Origin of the sequence: Micromonospora sp. H61, from assembly GCF_018070325.1 — a bacterium.
Lineage (GTDB): Bacteria > Actinomycetota > Actinomycetes > Mycobacteriales > Micromonosporaceae > Micromonospora > Micromonospora salmantinae.
This window is the reverse complement of sequence record NZ_JAGPXY010000025.1, coordinates 63245-88922: the sequence shown is the minus strand read 5'-3', so window position 1 is coordinate 88922 and position 25678 is coordinate 63245. Positions and strand designations below refer to the sequence as shown.

Here is a 25678-nt window from a genome sequence, read left to right as displayed (position 1 = left end):
CCCGGAAGATCGGGGCCTCGGCCGGGAAGTCGGGCCGGGTGCTGACCGGTGCGGCGGGCACCGACGGAACGGCCGGCGGTGCCACAGCGCCCGGCCCGGCGACCGGCCCGACCGGGAGGCCGTGGGCGCCACGCCCATCAGCGGTCTCCGGGGTGTCCGGGGTGGTGCCACGCCGGGGCAGCGGGTCGACGGTCGGGTAGGCCACTGTCGGGCTGCCCAGCGAGGCGCCCGCGCCGTTGCTGTAGGCCGGCCGGGCCGGCGGGAGCGGGGCGGCGGGTGCGGGGGCGGCGGGGGCCGGCGGCATCGTCGAGCGCGGGCCGGTGTAGCCACCCGCCTGTACGGCCGGGGTGGTGTCCCGCGAGTCCAGCGGCGACTGCCACTGGGCGGGTGCCGGCGGGCTGGTCCGCCACTGGTCGGGCAACGTCGCCGCGGTCGTCGCGGCACCGGCGAACTGCTCGGCGTGGCCGGCCGGGGTGAGCGGCGCCTGCTCCACGGCCATCGGCTGACGCGGGCGGGTGAGCACCTGCTCGCGGCCCCGGTTGCTGGGCAGCACCACTGTGGCGGCGGGCAACGTCACCTGGGCGACGGTGCCGCCCTCGACGTTGCGGCGCAACTCGACCCGGATGCCGTAGCGGGAGGCGAGTCGGCTCACCACGGCCAGACCCATCAGTCGGAACGCGGCGACGTCCACGCTCGGTGGGGCGGCCAGCCGCCGGTTGAGCGAGTCGAGCTGGTCGTCGGTGAGGCCAAGCCCGCGGTCCTCGATCTGGATCAGCACGTAGTCGCGGATCCGGCGACCGTCGGCGACCACAGTGGTGTTCGGTGGCGAGAACCGGGTGGCGTTGTCGAGCAGCTCGGCGACGAGGCGTACCACGTCGTTGACCGCGTGCGCGGCCACCTCGATGTCGGTGTCCACGGTGCCGAACTCGATGCGGTTGTAGAGCTCCACCTCGGACTGGGCGGCGCGCAGCACATCCACCACCAGCGCGTTGTCGTGACGCGGTGCGGCGGAGTCGGCGCCGGCCAGGACCAGCAGATTCTCGTCGTTGCGGCGCATTCGAGTGGCCAGGTGGTCCAGTTCGAAAAGCTGCGCCAGCCGCTTCGGGTCCTCCTCGCCGCGCTCGATCGCGTCCAGCTCGCCGATCATCCGGTCGACCAGGGTCTGACTACGGCGGGCCAGGTTGAGGAACATCGCCGAGACGCTGGTACGCAGTGCCGCCTGCTCGGCGGCGACCCGCACCGCCTCCCGGTGTACGACGTTGAAGGCCAGCGCCACCTGACCGACCTCGTCGCGGGTGTTCAGCTGGATGGGGTCCCGGACCTGGCGGACGATCTCGTCCACCCCGCCGTCACCCACACTGCCCATGTTCTGCAGCCGCTGCACGGCGTCGGGCAGGTCGTGGTTGGCCACCGAGAGGGCACCCTCACGCAGTCGGCGCAGCGAGTGGTTGAGCGAGCGGGCCAGCACCACGGCCAGCGACACGGCGATGATCAGGGTCAGCAGCACCAGGATCGACTCGACCACTGCCTGCCGGATGACGTCCGAGCGGGCCTGGTCGGCCTGCTGGAGCAGTCGGTCCTGCAGTTGGATCTCGGCCCAGCGCATCAGGTCGTTCACGGCGCCGATCGCCGCCGTGGCGTCCTGTGCGGTGACCAGCGGGCGCTGCCCGACCGAGCGGGTGATGTCGGCGGCCACCCGGTCGGCCAGGCCGACCGCGTCGCCGGAGACGGTGCTGTCGACCAGGGCGCGCTGCACCGGGTCGGCGGCCAGCGAGAAGGCGACCAGGGCCTCCTGCTGACCCGTCAACGTTGCCACGAAGGAGGAGAACTGCTCCGAGTCGAGCTGGCCGGCCGTCAACGCGGTGAAGGCGACGGCCTGTTCCTCGGCGACGGAAGCCTTGGCGCGGGCGAAGGCGGCGACCGCGCGGCGGCTGTCCGCCAGGCTCTCGGCGCCGGGCAGCTGGGCCAGGCCGTCACCGTACGAGACCAGGTCGGTGAGAATGACTCCGTAGCGGAGCACCGCCTCGGCGACCGCCATCTGCCGGCGGTCCAGCACCTCCTGACGGGTGCCGTCCAGGGTGGCCAGGTGATCGTCGATGGCGGCCAGCCGGTCCCGCAGGGCGGCCGGCACGTCGCCGATCCGGCCCCGCTCGGCGCGGTACTCGTCCACCTGCTGCTGCGTCTGGCGGACCCGCAGGTTGTACGCGTCGGCCGGCTGCTGCGGAGCGGCCAGGTAGGCGGCCGCTGCCATTCGTTCGGCCTGGAGGTCCTGGGTGAGGGCGCTGACGTCGACGGAGAGGGCTGTCAGTGACCGGGCCCGGGTGGCGTCGAACGCGCCCTCGCCGACGGAGATCAGGCGGACCGTGGCCAGCGCGATCACCGCCGCCACCGGGACGACCAGAATCAACGCCAACTTGGACCGGATCCGGGCGTCACGCAGTCTCGGCATCCGTCGGCGCGCAGGCCGACCGCTATCGCCGAGCGTGGGCAGGGTCGTCGGTCCGGTGCTCACGACATCGCCTCCGTCGTTTCTTCCCCGCCTGAGCCGCCGAGCCATGCCGTAAGCGGAGGGGACCACGCGCGGCACGGCCGCGATTTCATCAGAGATGATCGTGTTTGGGAAGCCGCAGTGAGGTAGGAAACGGTCGGACGGAGCGCATCCCGTGATCCGGGCAACTGATACCTTCATTTCCGCAAGCCCCTGAACAGGGCATGTAACTCCAGAGTGGTCACGCGTGTATGCAAAGTGAGCTTTTGCAAACATTGCGTTACCCCAGCATGTGGGATGGCCGTCCCGAAAATGCTGCCGGGGTCCGCGCTTGACCACAGCGCCGGCCATTGGCAAGGTTTTGCAGGCTTCGCGCACACCGTACGGCAGAGGAGATCCCGTCCTCCACTGAGGACGGATTAGCGGCGGTGACCGGGCAGCGCCCGCGCCCGCACCTGGAGGACTGAGTTGAGCCCCATCCGCTCCGCGACCATCGCGGCGCTCGCATCGGCCGTAGTGGCCACCACGCTCACCGGCTGCCAGTTTGGCGAGGCGGAACAGGACACGAGTCCGATCGTGATCGCTGCCGATCTCGAACTCTCCGGCGCCGCAGCCACTGTTGGCCGGACATACCAGCGCGCCCTCAAACTCAAGGTCGATCAGTTGAACGCCTCCGGTGCACTGAACGGCCGGAAGATCGACCTGAAGGTGAAGGACAACCGTTCCGACTCGGCCGAGTCACTTCGCAACATCGTCGACTTCAGCAGCGATTCGAAGGTCAGCGCCATCATCATGGGCGGCTGCAACGAATGCGCGGTCGGAGCGGTCGGGACCATCAACGAGAAGCGGATTCCCACCATTGCGCTAGCCGCTTCCGGCGCGATCGCCGCGCCGGCCGCTGAACGGCGCTACGTGTTCAAGCTGGGCCCCAACGCCCCGGACAGCGCCGCCGCCCTGACCGCTGAGCTACGCCGCAACAACATCCGGAAGGTGGGGATGCTGGTCAGCGACGACGACTACGGCCAGGAGGGCGCGACCGCGCTCAAGAGCGAGCTGGACAAGGCCAGGATCACGCTCCGACAGCAGCGGATCAAGACCACCGACACCGACGTCAGCCAGCAGGTCCAGCAGCTCGCGTCGGGCAAGCCCGACGCGATGGTCTTCTGGACCCCGCCGGAGCAGGCGACACTGGCCGCCACCAGCGTGCAGCAGACCATCTTCCGTGGGTCGATCTACTTCGACGCGGCAGCGGCCGGGGACCTCTTCCTCGGGGCGGCGGCCAAGGCGACCGAGAAGGCCACGCTGATCTTCACGCAGACCATGGTGATCGACGACGTGATCGCGACCACGCCGGCCAAGGCGGCGCGGCGGCAGTGGTTCCAGGACTACACCGCCCGCTTCGGTGGCTACAACGGGTCCTCGTCGTTCGCCGCGGACGCCGTCCAGCTGATCGCCGACGCCGAACTGCGCGCCGGTGGTGAGATCGGGAAGGTGGACCGCAACGGCATCCGGGACGTGCTGGAGACGTCCCAGATGGACGGCCTCTCCGGCCCGATCCGCATGACGCCGGACAACCACAGCGGCCTGATGCCGCAGGCGCTCACCACGCTTGTCGCCCGCAATGGTCGTTGGCGGTTGGCGGGGTAGACGCTGGGGCCTTTCATCTGGCCGGTGCGTCGGGGTGCGGGGTGGGGGGGTGTGGCCGACCGTGCCCGGCTCCGGGCGGTCAGGCTTGATCCCTCCGCCGGGCCCGGTAGGCCACACCCTTTGTGCCAGCAGCGTCGATGGAAAGGGCCGGCCTCCTGAGTGGGAGGCCGGCCCTTCACGTTTCCTAGTTCTGCTGGGTTAGCGGCTGCTGGTGGTTTCTCGTACCCAGGGGAGGGCGAACCGCTCGATCAGCAGGAGCGCCGAGTAGAGCAGGATGCTCACCAGCGCCACCAGCATGATCGCCGCCCAGGCGGTGGCGGCGTCGCCAATGCCGGCGTACTGCGTGATGACATAGCCGAGGCCGCTCTCGCCGGCCTGGAACTCACCGATCACCGCGCCGATCGCGGCCAGTGGCATGGCCACCTTGAGCCCGACGAAGATCTGCGGCAGCGCGGCCGGGAAACGCACCTTGCGGAACGCCTGCCAGCGGGAGGCGTTCCAGGACCGCACCAGTTCGGCCAGGTCGGCCGGCGTGGTGGTCAACCCGGTCGCGGTGGAGAGCACGATCGGGAAGAAGCAGAGCAGGAACACCATGGTCAGGATCGGCTTCTGGCCCCAGCCGAGCGCCACCACCAGCAGCGGGCCCAGCGTGATCTTCGGCACCGCGTTCACCGCGACCAGCAGCGGCGTGAACATCCGCTCCACAGTGCGGGAGCTGGCCAGGGAGAGTCCGATCAGCACACCTGCGGCCACCGAGAGGGCGAAGCCGATCAGGATCTCCAGCGTGGTGTCCCAGGTGTGCTCCAGCATCTGGACGGGCTTCTCGACGAACGCGCTGAGCACGTCGCCGGGCGGCGGCAGGGCGACAGGGTGGACCAGCTCCAGCCGGGCGATCAGCCACCACGCCGCCAGCGCGACCAGGATGCCGACCGCGGGCAGCGCCGCTCCAGCCCCGGCCCGAAGACCGGCACCTCGACCCGCGCGCCCCGCGTCGGGGCCGGCACTCGGCGGCGCGGGTTCCGCCACCGCCGGGTCCGCTGACCGGACGTCGGTCATCTCTGTCCTCCTCGAAATCCCACGGCCCGCCGGGGGCCGACGAGCGACGGGGGTACGTCCCACCGGGATCGGCGGGACGTACCCCCTGCTGACGACCGGACGATCAGGCCTTCGGCGCGAGGCTGAAGTCGATGATCTGCTCGGGGGTGATGTTCTGCTTCAGCGCGCCGGCGCCCTGCAGGATGGCGATGCTCTTGGCGACCCGACCGCTGTCCAGGGTGCCGATCGCGGTGCCGGTGTTGCCGGAACGGACGTACGCGGCCATCAGCTCCAGCTCCGCGGCGGCCGAGACCGGGTTGGTGGCGTCGACGTTCTTCTTCAGGATGTCGGCGGCCTCCTTGGAGTTCGCCAGGCTGTACTCCAGGCCCTTGAGCAGCGCCGCGGTGAACTTCTTCACCATCTCGGGCTTCTCCTTGGCGATCTTCGAGGAAGTGATCAGCACGTTGCCGTAGAGGTCCTGCATCACGTTGCTGTACGGCAGCATGACGGCCTTCTTCTTGGCCACCGCCTCGATGGTCGGCTGACCGACGACGAACTGACCGATGCCGTCCACCGAGCCGGAGGCCAGCGTGCCGATCAGGTTCTGCGCCTCACCGTTGACCCAGGTCACCTTGGTCGCGTCCACCCCGGCGAGCCGGGCGTACGTCGGGAAGAGGTTGCGGACCACGGACCCGGGGGTGTCGGCGAGCTTCTTGCCCTCCAGGTCCTTCGGCGAGCTGATGTTCTTGCCCTCGACGGTGGCGATGCCCGCCATGGTGCGCTGCTGGATCGCGGCCACCGCGGTGAAGTCCTTCGCCTGGCCGTTGCCGAGCTGGAGCAGACCGCCGGTGAGGTCGATCGGGCCGAAGTCGGCCTGGCCGCCGACGACGGTCTGGATCACGCCACCGGTGCCCTGGCCAGCCTTGATCTCGACGTCGAAGCCGGCTTCCTTGAAGAAGCCCTTGTCCTTCGCCACCCAGGCGTAGGAGTCACGGCCGAAGTTACCGAACGAGGTGAGGTAGGTCACCTTCTCCAGCGTCTTGCCGTCGCCGCCCTTGGCATCGTCGGCCGAATCCGACCCGCTGCTGCAGGCGGAGACAAGGGCGAGGGCGGTGGCCAGCGCGGCCGTAGCGACCGTACGGGTCAGCCTTCTCATCAGTGCACCATGTCCTTTCCGACCGGGGCCGGCAGGCCACCGGAGGGGGTTGTCGCGACGGGCCGGCGGGAGGGGTGGAAGCCGGGCGCCGCCGTCGTGGGGGGACTCTTCGCGGGCACAGCGTACGAGAAACCCACAGTTGCGACGCCAGGCGTATCGGGTTGCGGAACGGATACAACCTGACGACCACCCCAGCCGGTGTCATACCTCAACGGAGCAGTTAGCCTTTGTCGGATTCCTGACCGTCCACTCAGCGGAGGTACGCCGGAGATGATCCGACTGTCCGGGGTGTCCCGTACCTTCGAGGGCCGGTCCGGCCGGGTGGAGGCGCTGCGCGGCATCAACCTCGACGTCGCCGAGGGCGAGTTCGTCGCCGTGCTCGGCCGCTCCGGCTGCGGCAAGTCCACACTGCTGCGGCTCATCGCCGGGCTGCTCCCGCTGAGTGCCGGTGAGATCACCGTCGCCGGTACGCCGATCGCCCGCCCCCGCCAGGACATCGCCATGCTGTTCCAGAAGCCGGCGCTGCTGCCCTGGCGCACCGTGCTGGACAACGTCCTGCTGCCCGTGGAGATCTTCGGCTGGAACCGCGCCAAGCACCGGGAGCGGGCCCGGCAACTGCTCGACGTGGCCGGGTTGGCCGGCTTCGAGAAGCGGTTGCCGCACGAACTCTCCGGCGGCATGCAGCAGCGGGTGTCGCTGTGCCGGTCGTTGATCGGTGAGCCCCGGGTGATGCTGATGGACGAGCCGTTCTCCGCGCTGGACGCGCTCACCCGCGAGGAACTCTCCGGCGAACTCCAGCGGGTGCACATGGAGAACAAGCCGACCATCGTCTTCGTCACCCACTCGATCGACGAGGCGGTGCTGCTCGCCGACCGGGTGGTCGTGCTGAGCCCCCGCCCCGGCCGGATCCGCAAGGTCGTCGACGTGACCATCCCCCGGCCCCGCACCCTGGGCCGCAACGCCCACCTGGCCGACGTCGCCCAGGTCAGCGCCGACCTGCACGAACTGCTGATGGAACGCGAACAGCCGGCCACCGCCGGCGCGGAAGGACACTGACCATGCGGGTGTCGGTCTTCACCGAGCCGAACCGTGGTGCCAGCTACGACACCCAGCTCCGGTTCGCGCGGCTGGTCGAGGCCTGCGGCTACGAGGGCTTTCTCCGCGCCGACCACTACCAGTCGATGGGCGCCGACCCGGGCCTGCCCGGCCCCACGGACGCCTGGCTGACCCTCGCCGCGCTGGCCCGGGAAACCGAGCGGATTCGACTCGGCACCCTGGTGACGTCGGCCACGTTCCGCCTGCCCGGCCCTCTCGCGGTGATGGTCGCGCAGGTCGACCAGATGAGCGGTGGCCGGGTCGACCTCGGCATCGGCGCCGGCTGGTACGAGCGTGAGCACACCTCGTACGGAATCCCGTTCCCGGCGGTCGGCGAGCGCTTCGACCGGCTGGCCGAGCAGCTCGAGGTGATCACCGGGTTGTGGGCAACCCCGCCCGGCGAGACGTACAGCTTCACCGGCGACCACTACCGGCTGGTGGACGCTCCCGCCCTGCCCAAGCCGGTGCAGGTGCCCGGCCCGCCGATCATCGTGGGCGGGCGTGGCCCCAAGCGCACACCCGAACTGGCCGCCCGGTACGCCGACGAGTTCAACATGCCGTTCAAGTCCGTGGCCGCCACCGCAGAGGCGTACGACCGAGTGCGCGAGACGTGTGAGCGCACCGGACGGACGGAGTCCGGGCGCGCCCCGTTGGTGCTGTCCGCCGGGATCGTCGTCGCCATCGGCCGGACCGACGCGGAGGCCCAGCGTCGGGCCGCGCCCCTGCACGAGAAGAGCGCGCTGCCACCGGAGGACCCGGTGGTCGGCTCCCCCGCGCAGCTCGCGCAGCGACTCGGCGAGTTCGCCGCGATCGGCACCACCCGGGTCCACCTGCGCCTGATCGACTTCGATGATCTCGACCACCTCGAGCTGATCGCCGCCGAGGTGCTGCCCCAACTGGACGGAGCACGATGACCGACGTGATCGACGGAACCGAACTCGGACCGGTGGGTCAGGAGATCGTGTACGAGAACGACCGGGTCCGGGTCTGGCACATCCGCCTCGAGCCGGGCGAGCGGCAACCGCTGCACCGGCACGACCACCCCTACCTGGTGGTGGCGATCGAGGGCGCCAAGAACGTCGTACAGACCATCGACGGCACCCGGATCGACGCCGACGAGCCCACCGGCGGGGTCGTCTACCGGGACCCGGGCGCGGTGCACATGCTGACCAATGTCGGGGATACGACTTACCTCGCACGGCTGGTCGAACTCAAGTAGACCCGCCGATGGCCACCGGCGTGCCTCGCGGCGCGCCGGTGGCGATCGGGTGTACCAGGTGCGTAACGTGCCGGACATGGCCTTTCGGACCTGGGGCAGACTGCTGCTCACGGCGCTCGGGGTGAGCGTGCTGGCCGGAGCCGGCCAGCTCGGCGTCGCGTACGGTTTCGGCATCGTCCGCCTGACCGGCGCATTCACCGGTACGACAGTCAACCAGTGGCCGGCCCAGCTCGTCTGGGTGGGCTGGTTCGCCGCGAACGCAGCCGTCGCCGGCGCCGTCCTGACCGGACGCCTCGCTCGCCGCGACGCCCCGGCGGCCGGCACCGGCCGGCAGTTGGCCGTCGGCGGCGCGGCAGCGCTCGGCGCCACAGTCATCGCCCCGCTCTGCATGCAGCCCGCCCGCGCCGCGGAGCTGATCTCCGTTGACCCGGTCTGGGCGGTGGGCATCTGCGCCATGGTCGGTGCGGTGATCGGGGCGGGCGCGGCGATCGCCGTCCTGTTCCGGCCCGAGCTGGGATGGAACATGGCGGCCGTGGCCGGCGTGGTCTGGCTGCTGGCGCTGATCTCCGTCCTGCCGTCGCTCGGCACGGCCGGCCCACTGCCGACCGTCCGGCTCGGCGTACTGGAGCCGAGCTGGCTCGACGACGCCGCCGCACAACGGCTGGCGCTGCTCCTGCTGCCCATCGTGGCGCTGCTGGCCGGCGCGGCGACCGCCGGGCTGGCTCGCTGGCGGGGCCAGGCTCCACTGGTCAGCGGGGCCACCGGGCTGGCCGGTCCGGTGCTGGTGGCGTTCGCCTACCTGACCGCCGGTCCGGGTGACGCGGTGGACCGCTACCAGACCGCCCCCTACTACGGCTCGTTGATCGCGATCCTCGCCGGAGCGCTCGGCGCGGCCGCCGCCGCGCTGCTGCGCTGGCCGACGGGCACTCGTACCGCCGATCCGCAGGCGATCGAGCCCACCGCCATCCTGCGCCCGCTGCCCGCCGGCCCGGCACTGCCCGGCGCGGCGAACGACCGGGACAGCGCGGCGAACGACCGGGACAGCGCCGAGCGCACCGACACGGAGACGACAAACGCCGAGCTGGCCACCAGCACGAAGCCCGCCGGCGTCGTTGCGGGTCCGGGGGCGACGGGCGACCCCGATGCCGTACGCACCGTCCCGGCCCACTGGGACTGGCCGGAGACCACCGCGAGCGGACAGCACGGCCCGGGCCCCGCCACTGCGACTCCTGCCGCACCGACTCCCGCCGCTCCCACTCAGCCCGCCGCCTGGCTGACCGCGCCGACCGGTGAGTTCACCGCCGCAGGGCAGACGCCCCCGCGCCAGGATGAGGTCCTGGACACTCCCGAGCCCTCCGACGTCACCGAGGTCAGCATCGACACCGGTGTCACCGCGACCGGCACAACGGCCGGCACCACGGCCGGACGCGCCGCCGCCGCGACCCCGACGGGCGGCCGCGCGGTCGCCGAGCCGACCGGCAGCACCGCGACGGACACGAGCGGCAGCACCGCGACGGACACGAGCGGCAGCACCGCGACGGACACGAGCGGCAGCACCGCGACGGACACGAGCGGCAGCACCGCGACGGACACGAGCGGCAGCGCGGCGACCAGCGGCAGGCCGACCGGTGGGCGCCTCACCCGCAAGTCCGCCGCCACCCCGAGTGGCACCGGCGCACCCGGTTCCGGCACGACCGGCACGGAGGCGAGCAGCGCTGGTACGGCCGACCACGGCACGCCCGAGGCGCCGCTGACGATCAAGCCGCGACGCGGCCGTAAGTCGAAAGCCAACCCGGACGCCACCGCCTCCGACGTGGCTGACGACACGTCCCCTGCCGGTTCGGCAACCACCAGCGAGACGACCACTCGCGGGACTACCACCGACGCAACCACCAGCGAGACGACCACCGGCCGCGCCGCGAAGGGCACCCGGCCGGGCAGTTCCGCCGACAGCACCGCCTCCGACGCGGCCACCGACGCTCCGGCACCCAGCCGGGGAAGCCCGGGTGAGCGGTCAAGTTCGACCTCCGAGGTCACCTCGGCTGCTGCCTCTGGCACGGCAGCAGCCCGGACCACCGCTACCGGCGCGAAGCGAGCACCCGCCACCGGCTCGAAGCGAGCACCGGCCGCCTCGACGACCGCCAAAACCGGCGCGACACAGGTGCCCGCCAGCCCGGAGTCCCCCACCACGTCAACCGTCGCCACCCAGACCCCGACCACCGGAGCCGGAGCCGGGACGACACCAGCACCGGCCACCGCAACCGGCGCGACGCGAGCAGCGGCGGCGGCGAGCACCGCGGCCGGCCAGGTTGGCGCGGAAGCCAACCCGCTCGCCCCGAGGGCCGACACGGGCAGCAAGGTAGCACCGGCCGACATGACCTCCCCGACCAGCGATTCCGCAACAGCCGAGGCTCGTGACACCGACAGCGCGCGGCCCACCGCCGAGGACGTTCCCGCCGCCGGGTTGTTCGGGGCAACCGCCGCCAATGACCCGGACACGGACCGGTGGACGCCCGCACCGTCGGCCTGGCCGGTCACCTCGACGTGGACGGTGCCACCGCAAGCCTCCGAGCCGGAGGCGACGGCATCGGATGGGTCGAGCAGGCCCGACGCGCCGACCGGGCCGACGCCCAGGTCCCGGCATCGGGCACCATTACCGGATCTGAGCAGGGCCGGCACCTGGAACGCGTTCGACACCTCGCGGCGCCGCGGGTCGGCGGAATCGCAGGACAGCTCGACGGCACGGACAGGGCCGACCGAAGCCGGCGAGACGACCACTCCGGTCGGAAACCCGGCTCCGACGGAGTTCCCGGGCACGGTGGGCGCGCCCTCCGGTGCCGCCGCCACCAGCGACAGCGCCGCCGGTACCGGCGATCTGACGCCTACCGACACCACGTCGGCAACGCCGACGGGTCCGAAGGTGGCAGAGCAGCCCTCCCGGCGAGGGCGGCTCGGGGGGCTGTTCCGCCGCAACCGGTCCCACGCCGACGAGGAGAGCCCGAAGACGTCGGACGAAGCCGAGCCGCTGGCGTCCCAGGACGAGGAATTCGTCGACTGGGTCGCCGGTCTGAGCAAGCCGGTGTCGGACAACGAGCCCGAGCAGGAGAACGGCCGCCGGTCGTTGCGCTCCACCGGTCGACACCACCGCGAATGACCCACCGCGACTGACTCCACCACCCAGCGCACCGACACACCCGACCGGTCGCTTTGTCGACACCCCCTGCACCGGCCCACGCGGACCGTCCCGGCGTCGCTCACAACGCCGGGACGGCCCAGCCTGGAAGGGTCAGGCGAGCGGTAGGTAGACCCGGCTCCCGCCGGAGACGAACTCCTCCGACTTGTCCTTCATGCCGCGCGCGGCGTACTCCTTGAGCTCTTGGGTGATCTTCATGGAGCAGAACTTCGGGCCACACATCGAGCAGAAGTGCGCGGTCTTCGCCGGCTCCGCGGGCAGGGTCGCGTCGTGGTACGAGCGCGCCGTCTCCGGGTCCAGCGAGAGGTTGAACTGATCCTCCCAGCGGAACTCGAACCGCGCCTTCGACAGGGCGTCGTCCCAGGCCTGCGCGCCGGGGTGCCCCTTGGCCAGGTCCGCCGCGTGTGCCGCGATCTTGTACGCGATCACGCCCGCCTTCACGTCGTCCCGGTCCGGCAGGCCGAGGTGCTCCTTCGGCGTGACGTAGCAGAGCATCGCGGTGCCGAACATGCCGATCATCGCGGCGCCGATCGCCGAGGTGATGTGGTCGTACGCGGGCGCGATGTCGGTGGTCAGCGGACCGAGCGTGTAGAAGGGCGCCTCGTGGCACCACTCCTGCTGAAGGTCCACGTTCTCCTTGATCTTGTGCATCGGTACGTGACCGGGGCCCTCGATCATCACCTGGACGTCGTACGCCCACGCGATCTTCGTCAGCTCACCGAGGGTGCGCAGCTCGGCGAACTGCGCCTCGTCGTTGGCGTCGGCGATCGACCCGGGGCGCAGCCCGTCGCCGAGGGAGAACGTCACGTCGTAGCGCGCGAGCAGCGCGCACAGTTCCTCGAAGTTGGTGTAGAGGAAGTTCTCCTCGTGGTGCGCCAGGCACCACGCCGCCATGATCGAACCGCCGCGGGACACGATCCCGGTCACCCGGTCCACTGCCAGCGGCACGTACGGCAGGAGCACCCCGGCGTGCACAGTCATGTAGTCCACGCCCTGCTCGGCCTGCTCGATCACGGTTTCCCGGAACACCTCCCAGCTCAACTTCACCGGGTCGCCGCCGACCTTCTCCAACGCCTGGTAGATCGGCACCGTTCCGATCGGCACCGGCGAGTTCCGCACGATCGCCTCACGGGTCTCGTGGATCCGCTTGCCCGTGGACAGGTCCATCACGGTGTCCGCGCCCCAGCGGGTGGCCCAGGTCAGCTTCTCCACCTCCTCCGCGACCGACGAGCTGACCGCCGAGGTGCCGATGTTGGCGTTCACCTTGACCAGGAACGCCTTACCGATGATCGCCGGCTCGCACTCCGGGTGGTTGACGTTGAGTGGGAGCACCGCCCGACCGGCGGCGATCTCGGCCCGCACGAGTTCCGGTTCGACGTTCTCCCGGATCGCCACGAACTCCATCTCCGGCGTCACCACACCGGCCCGCGCGTACGCGAGCTGGGTGGGCCGACGACCGTCCACCCCGGCGAGTGGCGTGCCCGCACCCCGCACCGGGGCCACGTCACCCCGCTCGGCGATCCACGGCCCGCGCAGCGGCGGCAGCCCCACCTCCGGGTCCGAACCAGGACCGGACGTGTCGTAGAGCCGCACCGGCGGCAGGTCCCCGGTCAGCCCCACCTCCGCGAACGGCACCCGGACATCCGGCCGCGAACCCTCGACGTACACCTTGCCTCGTGCGTGCATGACAGCCTCCCTGGTGATCAAGCGGACCAGCCGAAGTGGTTCAGCGGCCCACGTCCCGCGCCCAGCTCCCAGCCCCGCGCGCCGGTCAGCGCACGGAGCACGTACTCCTTGGCGGCCCCCACGGCGGCCGGCACCGGGTCACCCATACCGAGCCGCACCGCGATCGCCGCCGAGAACGAGCACCCGGTGCCGTGGGTGTGCCGGGTGGTCACCCGGGGTGCGCGCAACACTGTGGTGACTCCGCCGCCGTGCAGCACGTCGACCGCCTCGCCCCCGTCCAGGTCACCGCCCGTGACCACCACGAACTCCGGGCCACCGGCCACCAGGGCCTCGGCGGCCACGACCATCGCGGCCACGTCGTCCACCGGGCGTCCGGTGATCGCCGCGGCCTCCGCGCAGTTCGGGGTCGCCACAGTGGCGTACGGCAGCAGCCGCTCCACCGCACCCACCACGCCGAGCCGGTGACCGCTCGTGGCGACGAGCACCGGGTCGACGACGAGTTGAGGCAGCCGGCCGTCCCGGGCGGCCTCGGCCACCACGTCCGCGATCGCCGGGGTGCCGAGCATCCCGGTCTTCACGGCGCACACTGTGAAATCCGTGAGCACGCTTTCCAGCTGCTCGGTGACAGTGCGCGGGGGCAGCGGCAGCACCGCGTCGACACCCCGGGTGTTCTGCGCGGTGACCGCCGTGAGGACGCTGGTGCCGTACGCGCCCAGCGCGGCGAAGACCTTGAGGTCGGCCTGGATGCCTGCGCCGCCGCCGGAGTCCGAGCCGGCGATGGTCAGCAGTGTTCGCGGGGTCATTTTCCCTCGTCTTTGGTTGCGGTTGGGGACCTGGGTGACCCCGTGCCGGGTTTTGAGAGCTTGGGGGTGACCGCCTTTTTGAAGGCGCTGGTCAGACTCGTCGCTGTCTCGGCCGGGTTTGTGGCCCGCATAATCGCGCCGAGCACCGCTACCCCGACGGCTCCCGCCTTGACGCAGGCGGTTACCTGTTCTGGTGTCTCGACTCCGCCGAGGGCGAGCAGGGGCACCGGGCTGGCGCGGACCAGGCTGCCCAACCCCGCAACACCCAATGGTGGGCCGTAGCCCGGTTTTGTCTTTGTGGGCCAGATTGGGGAGATGGTGGCGTAGTGCTCGGTGGTCAGGCGGTTCAGCTCGGTTGCGTCGTGGCAGGAGCGGCCGACCATAGGGTGGGTCGGTGGCGGGTACGGGCCGGCGGCGGGCAGGTGCACGGCGTCGCCGCCGAGCGGGTCGGGGCCGGCCACGATGAGGGTTCCGCCGACGTCGGCGAGGATCGCGCGCAGGTCGGCGGCGAGGGCGGCGCGTTCGGCGCGGGGCAGGTCCTTCTCCCGCAGCACCACCCAGCGCACTCCCCCGGCAACGGCTCCCGCGATAACCCGCTCAAGCCCCCGGGAAGCGGCCAGCCGATCGGTCAGGACGACAACCCCCGACGGGATCTTGGAAAGAACAGGCCCCTCCAGGGGCAGATTGCTTCCAAGATCCGTGGGCGGCACCAAGCCGGTCACAGCTCGGGTCTTCCCTCGTCGGGGGTGGAGGCGAGCGCGTGGAAGCGGCGCTCGATCCGGCCGGCCTGGGCCGCCAGCCGGCCCGCCTCCACCGCGTACCGCATCGCGGTGGCCATCGCCACCGGGTCGGCCGCCCGGGTGACAGCGCTCGCCAGCAGCACCCCGTCACAGCCCAGCTCCATGGCCAGCGCCGCGTCGGACGCGGTGCCGATGCCGGCGTCGAGGATCACCGGCACGTCCACGCCCTGCCGGATGAGTCGAATGTGGTGCGGGTTGCCGATGCCGAGCCCCGAGCCGATCGGGGAGCCGGCCGGCATCACCGCGGCGCAGCCCACGTCGGCGAGGCGGCGGGCGAGCACCGGGTCGTCGCTGGTGTACGGCAGCACCGTGAAGCCGTCGGCGACCAACTCCTCGGCGGCGCGGAGCAGCTCCACCCCGTCGGGCAGCAGCGTCCGCTCGTCGCCGATCACCTCCAGCTTGACCCAGTCGGTGTCGAACGCGTCCCGGGCCAACCGGGCCACCTTTGTCGCCTCGGTGGCGGTGTGGCAGCCGGCGGTGTTCGGCAGCAGGCGTACGCCGCACCGGTCCAGCAGTTCCAGCAGCCCACCGGTGGAGCCCGGCGCCGTGCCCACCCGGCGCAGCGCCAGGGTGACCAGCTCGGTGCCGGACGCCCGGATCGCCTGCTCCAGGACGTGCAGGTTCGCGGCGCCGCCGGTGCCGAGGATCAGCCGTGAGGTGAAGGTCTCTCCACCCAGTTCGAACGGCACGCCGCTCACCCGCCCTGCGCCGCGGTGAGCACCTCGACGCGGTCACCGTCGCGCAGTGCCCGGGCCGGCCAGCCGGTCCGGGGCACCACCTCGCCGTTGACAGCGACCGCCACCCCACGTGGGTGCGGCACGATGTCGCGGACCAGGTCCGCCACTGACGCGCCGGCGGCGACGCTGCGCCCGGCCCCGTTCACCGTCAACTCCACAGGTCCCCCTCCATCGTCGGTTCAGGTCCGCCCGACGCGGCCACCGCGGCACCGCCGAAGCGGTCGGCCCGGAAGGGCGCGAGCAGCGGGTCGGGTACGCCGCCGAGCACCAGGTCGGCGATCAGGTCGGCGGTGATCGGGGTGAGCACGATGCCGTGCCGGTGGTGCCCGGTGGCGGCCAGGACGTCCGGTCGGTCGGGCAGCGGCCCGAGGATCGGCGCGTTGTCCGGGGTGCCCGGGCGCAGCCCGGCGACCGCCTCGACCAGGTCGTACTCGGCCAGCTCGGGCAGCAGGTCGACCCCGGCGCGCAGCAGCCGTTGCACAGCGCCGGCGGTGACAGTGGTGTCCGAGCGCTCCTCGACAGTCGCGCCGAGCACTACCTCACCGTCGGCGCGGGGCACCAGGTAGACGTGCTCGCCGTCGGCGTACCCCCGGATCACGTGCCGGAAGCCCGGCGCGACGCCGTCGGGCGCGCGCAGCCGGAGGATCTGGCCCTTCACCGGCCGCACCGGCAGGCCGGTGAGCGCGGCGGCCCCGCAGCCGGCGGCGACAACGGTTACCGGTGCGTCCACATCGGACAAACTCCGGACCGGCTGCGGCACGAGCGCCGCGCCGGCCCGCTGCGCGGCCGTGCGCAGCGCCGGCACCAGCAGCCGGGGGTCGACCTGATGGTCGGTGGGCGCGAGCGCGCCGCCGCGCACCCGTGGGGCGAGCGCCGGTTCGCGGTCGCGCAGCTCGCTGGGGCGCAGCGGCGTCACGGGCAGGCCCAACCCCTGCTGGTACGCCCACAGCCGGCGCGCCTCGGCCAGGTCGTCGCCGGTGAGCCCGACCATCAGGGTGCCATCGGTCCGGTAGCCGATCTCGACTCCGGTCGTCTCGGTCAACTCGGCGGCGAACGCCGGCCAGCGGGCGGCGGACGCCAGCAGCAACCCGGTCAACTGCCGCTCGCCGAAGTACGCCTCGGCGACCGGGGAGAGCATGCCGGCTGCCACCGCCGACGCCCCCGAGCCGGGCGCCGGATCGTGCACCACCACCCGCAGCCCGCGCGCGGCGCAACGCCAGGCGATCGCCAGCCCGATCGGCCCCGCACCCACCACTGCCACGTCCGGCCGGACCCGGTCGCTCGACGGCGGTGACGGGAACCGGCCGGTCAGCACGTCAGGGCCTCGATCAGCTCGGCGGTTGCCCGTGCCGGGTCGGCGGCGGCGGAGACGGCACCGACCACCGCCACTCCGTACGCCCCGGCGGCCCGCAGCGCCGGCACCCGGGCGGCGGTCACTCCGCCGATCGCGATGACCGGGACGTCGACGGCGTCGACGACGGCGCGCACCCCGGCGGGCCCGATGGGGTCCGGCAGGCCGGTCTTGGTGCTGGTGGTGTGACACGGCCCGACGCCCAGGTAGCTGGCGCCCGCCGCGACGGCCTCGCGCGCCGGGCCCGGCGCGCGAGCGGTGGCGCCCAGTACACCGGTGGGGCCGAGCACCCGGCGGGCGGCGGCGACCGGCAGGTCGTCGGCGCCGACGTGCCCACCGGCGGCGCCCACCGCCAGCGCCACGTGCAACCGGTCGTTGACCAGGCAGGTCGCCCGGTACGACGCGCAGAGCGCGAGCACCCGCCGGGTCAGGTCGTACGCCTCGCGGTCGGTGGCGGAATCCTCGACCCGGACCTGCACCACCAGATCGGCGTGGGCCACTGTGAGGGCGGCGCGAACCACGGCGAGTGGGTCGCGACCCGGTCGGGTGTCGGTGATGAGATGCAATCGCCCCAGGGACGGCACGGCAACGCTCCTCCCTGCGCCGGCATTACCCGGATCAGGTTCGACGGTCGGGGGCTGTCAGCCCCCCTCTCAGCCCGGTGCACCGGGCTCCCGTGGGTTACTTGCGTGTCACCGTACGACAGATCCGCCGGCCTGCCAAGGCGCGGGGTCGGCGGTGGCCGGCCGGCGGGCCGCGTCAAAACGAGCGAGATCCAATGGGGCACTTCATACGGTCCTGTTCGGAATGTCGCCCCCCGTTGCAGAACCGTTACCCGTCCGCATCTTGCCCGACATCGAGCCAGCCGAATTAATTTGTTCAGCGATTCGACAAAATGTCGGTGGGGGCACCCTGACACGGTGTGACCACCGGCTCCATCAGGGACGGCCTTCGGCGAGCCGACTCCCGCGAGCTCTGTCACTACGACACAGGAGGCGGCGTGTCCCGTTCTCGTCGTGCCCGCTTACCCATCACCGCAACCCTGATCTCCCTGGCCATGGCCTCGACCACCCTGTTCGGCGCGCCCGCGCAGGCGGCCGCCCAGGTTCCCCCACGGGATGCGAAAGCCGCAGCCCCGGTCAGCCAGGTGGCGCCGAAGGCGCCAAAGGCCGCGGCCGATCCCTTCTCCGTCCTCGTCTTCTCCAAGACCGCCGGCTTCCGGCACGACTCCATCCCCACCGGCGTCGCCGCCATCCAGCAGCTCGGCGTCGACAACGGATTCACCGTGGACAACTCCGAGGACGGCGCCGCATTCAACGACGCCAACCTGGCGAAGTACAAGGCGGTGATCTGGCTCTCCACCACCGGCGACGTGCTCAACGCCGACCAGCAGGCGGCGTTCGAGCGCTACGTGAAGGCCGGCGGCGGCTACGTCGGCATCCACGCCGCGTCGGACACCGAGTACAGCTGGGCCTGGTACGGCGACCTGGTCGGCGCGTACTTCGCCAACCACCCGCAGAACCAGCAGGCCACTGTCAAGGTGGAGGACCACGCGCACCCGTCCACGGCCGGGTTGCCGGACCGGTGGTCCCGCTTCGACGAGTGGTACAACTACCAGACCAACCCCCGGCCGGACGTGCACGTGCTGGCCAGCCTGGACGAGAAGAGCTACACCGCCGGTGCCGGCGCGATGGGTGCGGACCACCCGATCGCCTGGTGTCAGGACTACGACGGTGGCCGCTCCTGGTACACCGGCGGCGGGCACACCCGGGAGTCGTACGCCGAGCCCGAGTTCCTCTCCCACCTGCTCGGCGGCATCCGCACCGCGGCCGGCGTCGAGAACGCCGACTGCGGCGCCTCGAAGACCTCGAACTTCGAGAAGGTCACGCTGGACAGCAACACCAGCAACCCGATGGAGCTGGATGTCGCCCCCGACGGGCGGGTCTTCTACATCGAGCGCGACGGTCGCGTGCAGATCGTGAAGCCGGACACCGGCAACACCGTCACCGCCGTCGACCTGGACGTCTTCACCGGTAACGAGGACGGTCTCATCGGCATCCGGCTCGACCCGGACTTCGCCACCAACAACTGGGTGTACCTGTACTACGCCCCGAACGACGGGGTCACCCGCAACCTGCTGTCCCGGTTCACGGTGACCGGCGACACCATCGACCTGGCCAGCGAGAAGCAGGTGCTGCGGGTCGACACGCAGCGCAACACCTGCTGCCACGCCGGCGGCAGCATGGCCTTCGACGGCGACGGCAACCTGTACCTGGCCACCGGTGACAACACCAACCCGTTCGAGTCGAACTCGTACACGCCGATCGACGAGCGGGCAGGGCGCCAGGACTACGACGCGCAGCGCACCTCCGGCAACACCAACGACCTGCGCGGCAAGGTGATCCGGATCCACCCGGAGGACGACGGGACGTACACCGTTCCGGCGGGCAACCTCTTCGCGGCGGGCACCGAGAAGACCCGTCCCGAGATCTACGCGATGGGCTTCCGCAACCCGTTCCGGATCGGCACCGACCCGAAGACCAACACCCTGTACGTCGCGGACTACGGACCGGACGCCAACGCGGACAACCCGAACCGGGGCCCCCGCGGTCTGGTCGAGTGGAACGTCGTCACCCCGGGCAACTACGGCTGGCCGTACTGCACGGGCACGAACGAGGCGTACAACGACTACACGTTCCCGTCCGGCCCGAGCGGTCCGAAGTTCGACTGCGCCGCCCCGGTGAACAACTCGCCAAACAACACGGGCCTGACCAACCTCCCGCCGGTGGTCCCGGCGACCGTCGACTACGGGTACGCCGGTGACGCGCGTTACCCGGAGATCGGTGGCGGCGGCGCCCCGATGGGCGGCCCGGTCTACCGCTACGACGCCGACCTGAACTCGAACCGCAAGTGGCCGGCGTACTACGACGGCAAGGCTCTGCTCGGCGAGTGGAACCAGAACAAGATGTACACCATGCAGCTGACCCCCGACGGCAAGTCGTTGGTGGACATCAACCAGCTGCTCACCGGCATGAGCATGGTCCGGCCGATGGACTTCGAGTTCGGCCCGGACGGGGCGCTGTACCTGATCGAGTGGGGCAGCGGCTTCGGCGGCAACAACGACAACTCGGGCGTCTACCGGATCGACTACACCGCCGGTGACCGCGCCCCGATCGCCGCGGCGTCCGCCAACCCGACCTCGGGTCCGGCGCCGTTGACGGTGACCTTCTCCAGCGCCGGCTCCCGGGACCCGGACGGTGGCACGCTCACCTACGCCTGGACGTTCGGCGACGGGCAGACCTCGACCGAGGCCAACCCGACCCACACGTACGCCACGGCGGGCAACTACACCGCCCAGCTCACCGTCACCAACCCCAAGGGCCGGACCGCGGTGGCCAACGTGCCGGTCACCGTGGGCAACACCGCCCCGACGGTCTCCATCGAGTTCCCACCGGACGGCGGTTTCTTCAACTGGGGTGACCAGGTCCGCTACTCGATCAAGGTGACCGACCCCGAGGACGGGCAGATCGACTGTGACCGGGTGCAGCTTCAGGTGCTGCTCGGTCACGACGAGCACGCCCACCCGCTGGAGCAGCACACCGGCTGCACCGGCACCGTCCAGACGTCGCTCGCCTCCGGGCACGGCGCCGAGGCGAACGTCTTCGCGGTCTTCGAGGCGACCTACACCGACGAGGGTGGTGCCGGCGGCGCCGGTGCCCTGACCGGTCGGCAGATCGAGGTTCTGCAGCCGAAGCAGAAGCAGGCCGAGTACTTCACCGCCACCGGGCGTGCCCCGGTGAGCACCGGCGGTGGAGACCCCGGCGTGCAGCGGGAGGCCGGCGCCGACACCGCCGGTGGCGGCCAGAGCATCGCGTTCATCGAGGACGGTGACTGGTGGTCGGTCGCCCCGGCGGACCTGACAAACATCACCGAGATCCGGTTCCGGGCCGCCTCCGCCGCCGCTGGTGGTCGGATCGAGGTGCGCGCGGGTGCCGTTGACGGACCGGTGGTCGCCACGGCCGTCGTACCGTCGACCGGCGCGTGGCAGACGTACACGGACGTGAGCGCACCGGTCACCGGCGCTGCGAGCGGCTCGCTGTACTTCCTGGCCCGCGATCCGAACGGCGGAACGGGTTCGCTGTTCAACGTCAACTGGATGGACTTCGTCGGCCGCGGTGTCACCGAGAACGGGCCGCCGGTGGTCAGCGCCACTGCCACCCCGGCCACCGGCACCGCACCGGTCACCGTCGCCTTCGACGGCACGGCCACCGACGCCGAGGGCGACACCCCGTTGACGTACGCCTGGGACTTCGGTGACGGAGGCTCGGCGACCACACTGGACGCCAGCCACACCTACACCAGCCCGGGCACCTTCACGGCCACCCTCACGGTGACCGACAGCAAGGGCGCCAAGTCGTACGCCACGGTGCCGGTGCGGGTCGACGCGCCGGACACGTCCTGCTTCGGGGCGCGTTCGGACGACTTCAACGGCAACAGCCTCGACAAGGAGCGCTGGACCAGCGTCGTCCGGGAGAACCAGCTCTACTCGCTCAGTGGCGGTGCCCTGCGGCTGCCCACCGGCGTGGGTGACCTCTACGGCGCTCGCAACGACGCCACCAACCTGGTGCTCCAGGCGGCCCCGACCGGCGCGTGGGAGATGACCACCAAGGTCACCCTGCCGGTGACGGCCAACTACCAGCAGGCCGGCCTGCTGGTGTACGGCGACGACGACAACTACGCCAAGCTGGACCTGCTGTACAACGGCAGCCGGGCGGTGGAGTTCATTCGGGAGACGGCCGGCACGCCGCGCAACGAGGCCGACGACAGGACCGCCGCACCGGCGGGTGACACCGTGTACCTGCGGATCACCAGCGACGGGACGAACCTGACCGCGGCCGTCTCGGCCGACGGGCAGACCTTCACCCCGGTCGGCCGTTCGGCCGCGCTCGAGGGCATCACCAACCCGCGGATCGGGGTCTTCGCGCTCAACGGAGGCACCGAGGCGCCGGTTGTCGACGCCGCGTTCGACTCGTTCCAGGTCACGCCGGACGCTCCGGCCGGCCCGGTCGACCCGTCGGACGAGTTCACCGGTAGCACGTTGGACAAGTGCCGGTGGGACGCAGTGACGCGGGAGGACCCGAGCGGTTACCGGGTCACCGATGGCGCGCTGCGGATCGACGTGCCCAACGGTGACATCTACGGCACCGACAACACCGGGCCGAAGAACTTCATCCTCCAGACCGCGCCGTCCGGCGACTGGACCCTGGAGACGAAGGTCGACGGCAGCCTGCTGAACGAGCAGTACCAGCAGGCCGGTCTGCTCGTGCAGGCGGACGACGACAACTACGTGAAGCTCGACTTCATCGCGGACAACCAGGCCGGCCAGGCGGTGACGCGGCGGATCGAGTTCCGCAGCGAGATCGCCGGGGTGGTCCAGAACCCGCAGCCCGAGGCGGGCAACCTGACCTCGGCGGTGTGGCACCTGCGGCTGGCCCGCACGGGCGACACGTTCACCGCGTCGTACTCGGCCGACGGGACGACCTGGACCGCGTTGGAGACGCTGACCAACAGCGCGGTCGGGGCAACCCCGAAGGTCGGGTTGTTCACCCTCGGCGCCAACCAGACGGCGTCGAAGACCGCCTCGTTCGACTACTTCCGGCTCAGCACGGAGGTGGCCGACGAGACGGCGCCGGTGACCACCTCGGCGGTTTCCGGCACCCCGACCGACGGGTGGCACACCGGGCCGGTGACGATCACGCTCACCGGTGCCGACGAGGCCGGCGGTAGCGGGCTCGCCGGTACGGAGTACCAGCTGGACGGGGCCACCACCTGGACGGCGTACACCGCTCCGGTGGCCGTCAGCGGGGACGGCGAGCACGAGCTCCGGTTCCGCTCGACGGACAAGGCCGGCAACGTGGAGGCGACCAAGACCGTCTCGGTCAAGATCGACGCCACCGCGCCGGTGACCTCGGCGACGTTCGCTCCGGCTAACGACGCCGGTTGGCACGACGGGACGATCCCGGTCGTGCTGGCCGCCACCGACGCCGGTTCCGGCGTCAAGACGGTGGAGTGGTCGCTGGACGGTGGCGCGTGGGCGCCGTACTCGACGCCGATCGAGGTGACCGGTGACGGGCAGCACGAGCTGCTGTTCCGTTCGGCGGACAAGGCGGGCAACGTCGAGACGCTGAAGTCGGCGGTGCTGCGCATCGACGGCACCAAGCCGACGCTGCTGGTGTCCGGGCTGGCCGACGGTCAGCTCTACGGCGACAGCCAGGACGTCCGGGTGGCCTGGCAGGCCGTCGACCCGACCTCGGGCATCGCGAGCGTGGTCGGTCAGCTCGACGGCCAGGCGTACACCAGCGGCACTCTGCAGGCCATGTACGACCTGTCGCTCGGCCTGCACGAGCTGACCGTGACCGCTACCGACAAGGCGGGCAACAAGACCACCTCGACGGTCCGGTTCTTCGTCACCACCTCGTTCCGGGACATGCAGAGTCTGCTGGACCGGTTCAAGGCGACGGGGCGGCTCTCGACCAAGGCGCACAAGCAGCTGTCGAACAAGCTCGACGCTGTTCGCGCGTCCGAGGCGGCCGGCGACGACAAGGCTGCCGTCCGGCAGCTGACCGCGTTCCGGACGCTCGCCAGCGATGCCACGCTGGTGCCCGAGGCGGAGGTTCGAGACGTCCTGATCCGGGACGCCGACGCCATGATCGTTCGGCTCGGCGGCGCGGCCAGCAAGGCCGGGGTCAAGGCGAACGACGGCGACTCGGTCAAGGGCACCGGGCGGCTCGGTGGCGATGCCACCCGGCTGGCACCCGGTCGTCAGCTCTGATCCGACGAGGCCCCTCCCCGGCGCTGCGGCGTCGGGGAGGGGCCTCCCTCATCGGTAGGGAGGAGATGTCCGTGACGGGTATCCGCAAGGTGCTGGCCGCCGTGTTCGTCGGACTGGCCCTGACCCTGTCCGCCGCCGCCCCGGCGGCGCAGGCTGCTCAGGCCGCCCCGGCGGCGCAGGCCGACAAGCTCAAACTCACCGTGGCCGGCGACGGGGCTCAGGGCGTCACCATCCAGGCCACCTACGCCGATGGCCGCCGGCTGGAGCAGGTGGTGCGGTTGGTCCTCACCGCCACCGGCCCGGACGGGCAGCGGGTCGGGCCGGTGCAGCTCGAACCGCAGCCCGAGGGGCACGGTTTCTACAGCAGCGGCCCGGTGCTCTCCACCGGCACGTGGAAGGTGTCAGTGAACTCCCCCGCTCCACTTCAGAGCAAGGCCACCGCCACGGTCCAGGCGAAGGCGGCGCAATCACCGCCGGCGCCCGCGCCGGTCGCGGTGACCAAGCCGGTGGACGGCGGGTCGGGCACCGGTTGGTGGCCGTTCGCGGCGGCCGGTCTCGTGCTCGTCGCCGCGGCGATGGGGGTGGCCATGCTCTTCGGCCGCCGCCGCACCGACTGACCAGACAGCGTTCAACGACCGGGCCGGGCCGCGACGAGCGGCCCGGCCCGATCTCGTTCGACTCAAAGGACGGCGCGCAGCGCCGCCAGATCGTCGTCGCTGGGCTCCCAGACGCCGGCCGCGGCGTTGGCCCGCACCTGCTCGGGCGTGGTGGCACCGGCGATCACCGAGGTCACCGCCGGCTGGGCGGCCAGGCCGCCGATCGCCACCTGGAGCATCGTCAGACCCCGCTCGGCCGCGTACGCCTCGATCGCCTCGATGGTGTCCCAGTCGGCAGCGGCGAGCCGCTCCGCGTACCGGCCACCGCCGGAGAGCCGGCTGCCGGCCGGCGGCTGAGCCTCGCGCTTGTACTTGCCGGTGAGCAGGCCGTTGGCGAGCGGGAAGAACGGCAGCATGCCGAGGCCGAACCGCTCGCACGCCGGGATCACCTCGGCCTCCACCGAGCGCTCCACCAGGCTGTAGTGGTTCTGGGCGCTGATGAAGCGGGACCGCCCGTTGGACGAGGCGACCCAGTCCGCGTCGGCGATCTGCCAGCCGGTGAAGTTGGAGTTGCCCAGGTAGCGCACCTTGCCGTCGCGGACCAGGTCGTCCAGGGCGGCGAGGGTCTCGTCGATCGGGGTGCCCGGGTCGGGCTCGTGCATCTGGTACAGGTCGATGTGGTCGGTGCCGAGCCGGCGCAGCGACGCCTCCACCGCGCGGGCGATGTAGCGCCGCGCACCTCGCGCACCGTAGTCCGGCCCGTTGAGGCCGTTCATGTCCATGCCGAACTTGGTGGCCACCACCACGTCGTCCCGGCGCCCCTTGAGCGCCTGCCCGAGCAGCTCCTCGGAGCTGCCCTGCGGCTCGCCGTAGATGTCGGCGGTGTCGAAGAGGGTGATCCCGGCGTCCAGGGCGGCGTCCACCACCGCCCGGGTGCCGTCGAGGTCGAGCTTGCGGCCGAAGTTGTTGCAGCCGATCCCGACCACGGACACCACGAGCCCGGAGTCGCCCAGCCGGCGATAGGTCATCTGAGTCACGAG

Annotated in this window: 18 protein-coding genes and 1 riboswitch; of the genes, 7 read left to right on the top strand and 11 right to left on the bottom strand. The window is 71.4% G+C overall.

Features of this window, described 5'->3' with window-relative positions; all coding sequences use genetic code 11:
• Window positions 1-2512: sensor histidine kinase (locus KBX08_RS15445; RefSeq protein ID WP_210784144.1), on the bottom strand; the 2512-nt coding region annotated here is incomplete at its 3' end.
• A 444-nt stretch (window positions 2513-2956) separates the two neighbouring features.
• Here KBX08_RS15445 and KBX08_RS15440 point away from each other — a divergent pair.
• Window positions 2957-4135, top strand: coding sequence for an ABC transporter substrate-binding protein (locus KBX08_RS15440; protein WP_210784143.1), 1179 nt, complete (start codon window positions 2957-2959; stop codon window positions 4133-4135).
• A 198-nt stretch (window positions 4136-4333) separates the two neighbouring features.
• On the opposite strand, the gene KBX08_RS15435 is transcribed toward KBX08_RS15440, so the two are convergent.
• Both KBX08_RS15435 and KBX08_RS15430 read right to left on the bottom strand, forming a co-directional pair.
• Window positions 4334-5191: an ABC transporter permease gene (locus KBX08_RS15435; RefSeq protein WP_210784142.1), complete on the bottom strand. Its 858-nt coding sequence runs from the start codon at window positions 5189-5191 to the stop codon at window positions 4334-4336.
• A 103-nt stretch (window positions 5192-5294) separates the two neighbouring features.
• The gene (locus tag KBX08_RS15430; protein ID WP_210784141.1) at window positions 5295-6326 is read right to left on the bottom strand and encodes an ABC transporter substrate-binding protein; all 1032 of its coding nucleotides are present in this window, start codon (window positions 6324-6326) and stop codon (window positions 5295-5297) included.
• A 270-nt stretch (window positions 6327-6596) separates the two neighbouring features.
• On the opposite strand from KBX08_RS15430, the gene KBX08_RS15425 reads away from it, so the two are divergent.
• The 4 genes from KBX08_RS15425 (at window position 6597) to KBX08_RS15410 (ending at window position 11794) form a co-directional block, all read left to right on the top strand.
• Window positions 6597-7382: an ABC transporter ATP-binding protein gene (locus tag KBX08_RS15425; protein ID WP_210784140.1), complete on the top strand. Its 786-nt coding sequence runs from the start codon at window positions 6597-6599 to the stop codon at window positions 7380-7382.
• A gap of 2 nt (window positions 7383-7384) precedes the next feature.
• On the top strand, window positions 7385-8335 hold the full coding sequence (locus KBX08_RS15420) for an LLM class F420-dependent oxidoreductase (RefSeq protein ID WP_210784139.1): 951 nt from the start codon (window positions 7385-7387) through the stop codon (window positions 8333-8335).
• Window positions 8332-8640 carry a cupin gene (locus KBX08_RS15415; RefSeq protein ID WP_007465195.1) on the top strand — a complete coding sequence of 103 codons (309 nt, stop codon included), beginning with the start codon at window positions 8332-8334 and terminating at the stop codon, window positions 8638-8640. The genes KBX08_RS15420 and KBX08_RS15415 overlap by 4 nt, the downstream gene beginning before the upstream one ends.
• A gap of 76 nt (window positions 8641-8716) precedes the next feature.
• Window positions 8717-11794 carry a hypothetical protein gene (locus KBX08_RS15410; RefSeq protein ID WP_210784138.1) on the top strand — a complete coding sequence of 1026 codons (3078 nt, stop codon included), beginning with the start codon at window positions 8717-8719 and terminating at the stop codon, window positions 11792-11794.
• Between the two features lie 132 nt (window positions 11795-11926).
• Here KBX08_RS15410 and thiC read toward each other — a convergent pair whose 3' ends face one another.
• The 7 genes from thiC to thiE form a co-directional block, all read right to left on the bottom strand.
• Complete coding sequence (gene thiC, locus KBX08_RS15405; RefSeq protein ID WP_112601253.1) at window positions 11927-13519, bottom strand: phosphomethylpyrimidine synthase ThiC; 1593 nt, start codon at window positions 13517-13519, stop codon at window positions 11927-11929.
• Window positions 13520-13536: 17 nt separating this feature from the next.
• A complete protein-coding gene (thiD, locus tag KBX08_RS15400) occupies window positions 13537-14322 on the bottom strand; it encodes a bifunctional hydroxymethylpyrimidine kinase/phosphomethylpyrimidine kinase (protein ID WP_210784137.1) in 786 nt (261 codons plus the stop codon).
• A complete protein-coding gene (locus tag KBX08_RS15395; RefSeq protein WP_307850560.1) occupies window positions 14319-14975 on the bottom strand; it encodes a thiamine phosphate synthase in 657 nt (218 codons plus the stop codon). The genes thiD and KBX08_RS15395 overlap by 4 nt, the downstream gene beginning before the upstream one ends.
• Before the next feature lie 65 nt (window positions 14976-15040).
• Window positions 15041-15820, bottom strand: a complete 780-nt coding sequence (locus tag KBX08_RS15390; protein WP_210784136.1) for a thiazole synthase — start codon at window positions 15818-15820, stop codon at window positions 15041-15043.
• Window positions 15817-16017, bottom strand: coding sequence for a sulfur carrier protein ThiS (gene thiS / locus KBX08_RS15385; RefSeq protein WP_210784135.1), 201 nt, complete (start codon window positions 16015-16017; stop codon window positions 15817-15819). The genes KBX08_RS15390 and thiS overlap by 4 nt, the downstream gene beginning before the upstream one ends.
• Complete coding sequence (gene thiO, locus KBX08_RS15380; RefSeq protein ID WP_374101944.1) at window positions 16008-17174, bottom strand: glycine oxidase ThiO; 1167 nt, start codon at window positions 17172-17174, stop codon at window positions 16008-16010. The genes thiS and thiO overlap by 10 nt, the downstream gene beginning before the upstream one ends.
• A complete protein-coding gene (gene thiE, locus KBX08_RS15375; RefSeq protein ID WP_145790326.1) occupies window positions 17168-17794 on the bottom strand; it encodes a thiamine phosphate synthase in 627 nt (208 codons plus the stop codon). Before thiE ends, thiO begins: the two co-directional genes overlap by 7 nt.
• Window positions 17789-17898, bottom strand: a riboswitch (TPP riboswitch). (Overlaps the previous gene by 6 nt.)
• Before the next feature lie 312 nt (window positions 17899-18210).
• Between thiE and KBX08_RS15370 the strand changes: the two genes are divergently transcribed.
• Together KBX08_RS15370 and KBX08_RS15365 are read left to right on the top strand one after the other, a co-directional pair.
• Window positions 18211-24042: a ThuA domain-containing protein gene (locus KBX08_RS15370; RefSeq protein WP_210784134.1), complete on the top strand. Its 5832-nt coding sequence runs from the start codon at window positions 18211-18213 to the stop codon at window positions 24040-24042.
• Window positions 24043-24113: 71 nt separating this feature from the next.
• Window positions 24114-24659: a hypothetical protein gene (locus KBX08_RS15365; RefSeq protein ID WP_210784133.1), complete on the top strand. Its 546-nt coding sequence runs from the start codon at window positions 24114-24116 to the stop codon at window positions 24657-24659.
• Between the two features lie 62 nt (window positions 24660-24721).
• On the opposite strand, the gene KBX08_RS15360 is transcribed toward KBX08_RS15365, so the two are convergent.
• Window positions 24722-25666, bottom strand: a complete 945-nt coding sequence (locus KBX08_RS15360) for an aldo/keto reductase (RefSeq protein WP_210784147.1) — start codon at window positions 25664-25666, stop codon at window positions 24722-24724.
• Between the last annotated feature and the right edge of the window lie 12 nt (window positions 25667-25678).

Coding starts and splice junctions, on each gene's coding strand:
- KBX08_RS15435 (WP_210784142.1), bottom strand. CDS start 5,191: ATGACCGACGTCCGGTCAGCGGACCCGGCGGTGGCGGAACCCGCGCCG.
- KBX08_RS15430 (WP_210784141.1), bottom strand. CDS start 6,326: ATGAGAAGGCTGACCCGTACGGTCGCTACGGCCGCGCTGGCCACCGCC.
- KBX08_RS15425 (WP_210784140.1), top strand. CDS start 6,597: ATGATCCGACTGTCCGGGGTGTCCCGTACCTTCGAGGGCCGGTCCGGC.
- KBX08_RS15420 (WP_210784139.1), top strand. CDS start 7,385: ATGCGGGTGTCGGTCTTCACCGAGCCGAACCGTGGTGCCAGCTACGAC.
- KBX08_RS15415 (WP_007465195.1), top strand. CDS start 8,332: ATGACCGACGTGATCGACGGAACCGAACTCGGACCGGTGGGTCAGGAG.
- KBX08_RS15410 (WP_210784138.1), top strand. CDS start 8,717: ATGGCCTTTCGGACCTGGGGCAGACTGCTGCTCACGGCGCTCGGGGTG.
- thiC (WP_112601253.1), bottom strand. CDS start 13,519: ATGCACGCACGAGGCAAGGTGTACGTCGAGGGTTCGCGGCCGGATGTC.
- thiD (WP_210784137.1), bottom strand. CDS start 14,322: ATGACCCCGCGAACACTGCTGACCATCGCCGGCTCGGACTCCGGCGGC.
- KBX08_RS15360 (WP_210784147.1), bottom strand. CDS start 25,666: ATGACCTATCGCCGGCTGGGCGACTCCGGGCTCGTGGTGTCCGTGGTC.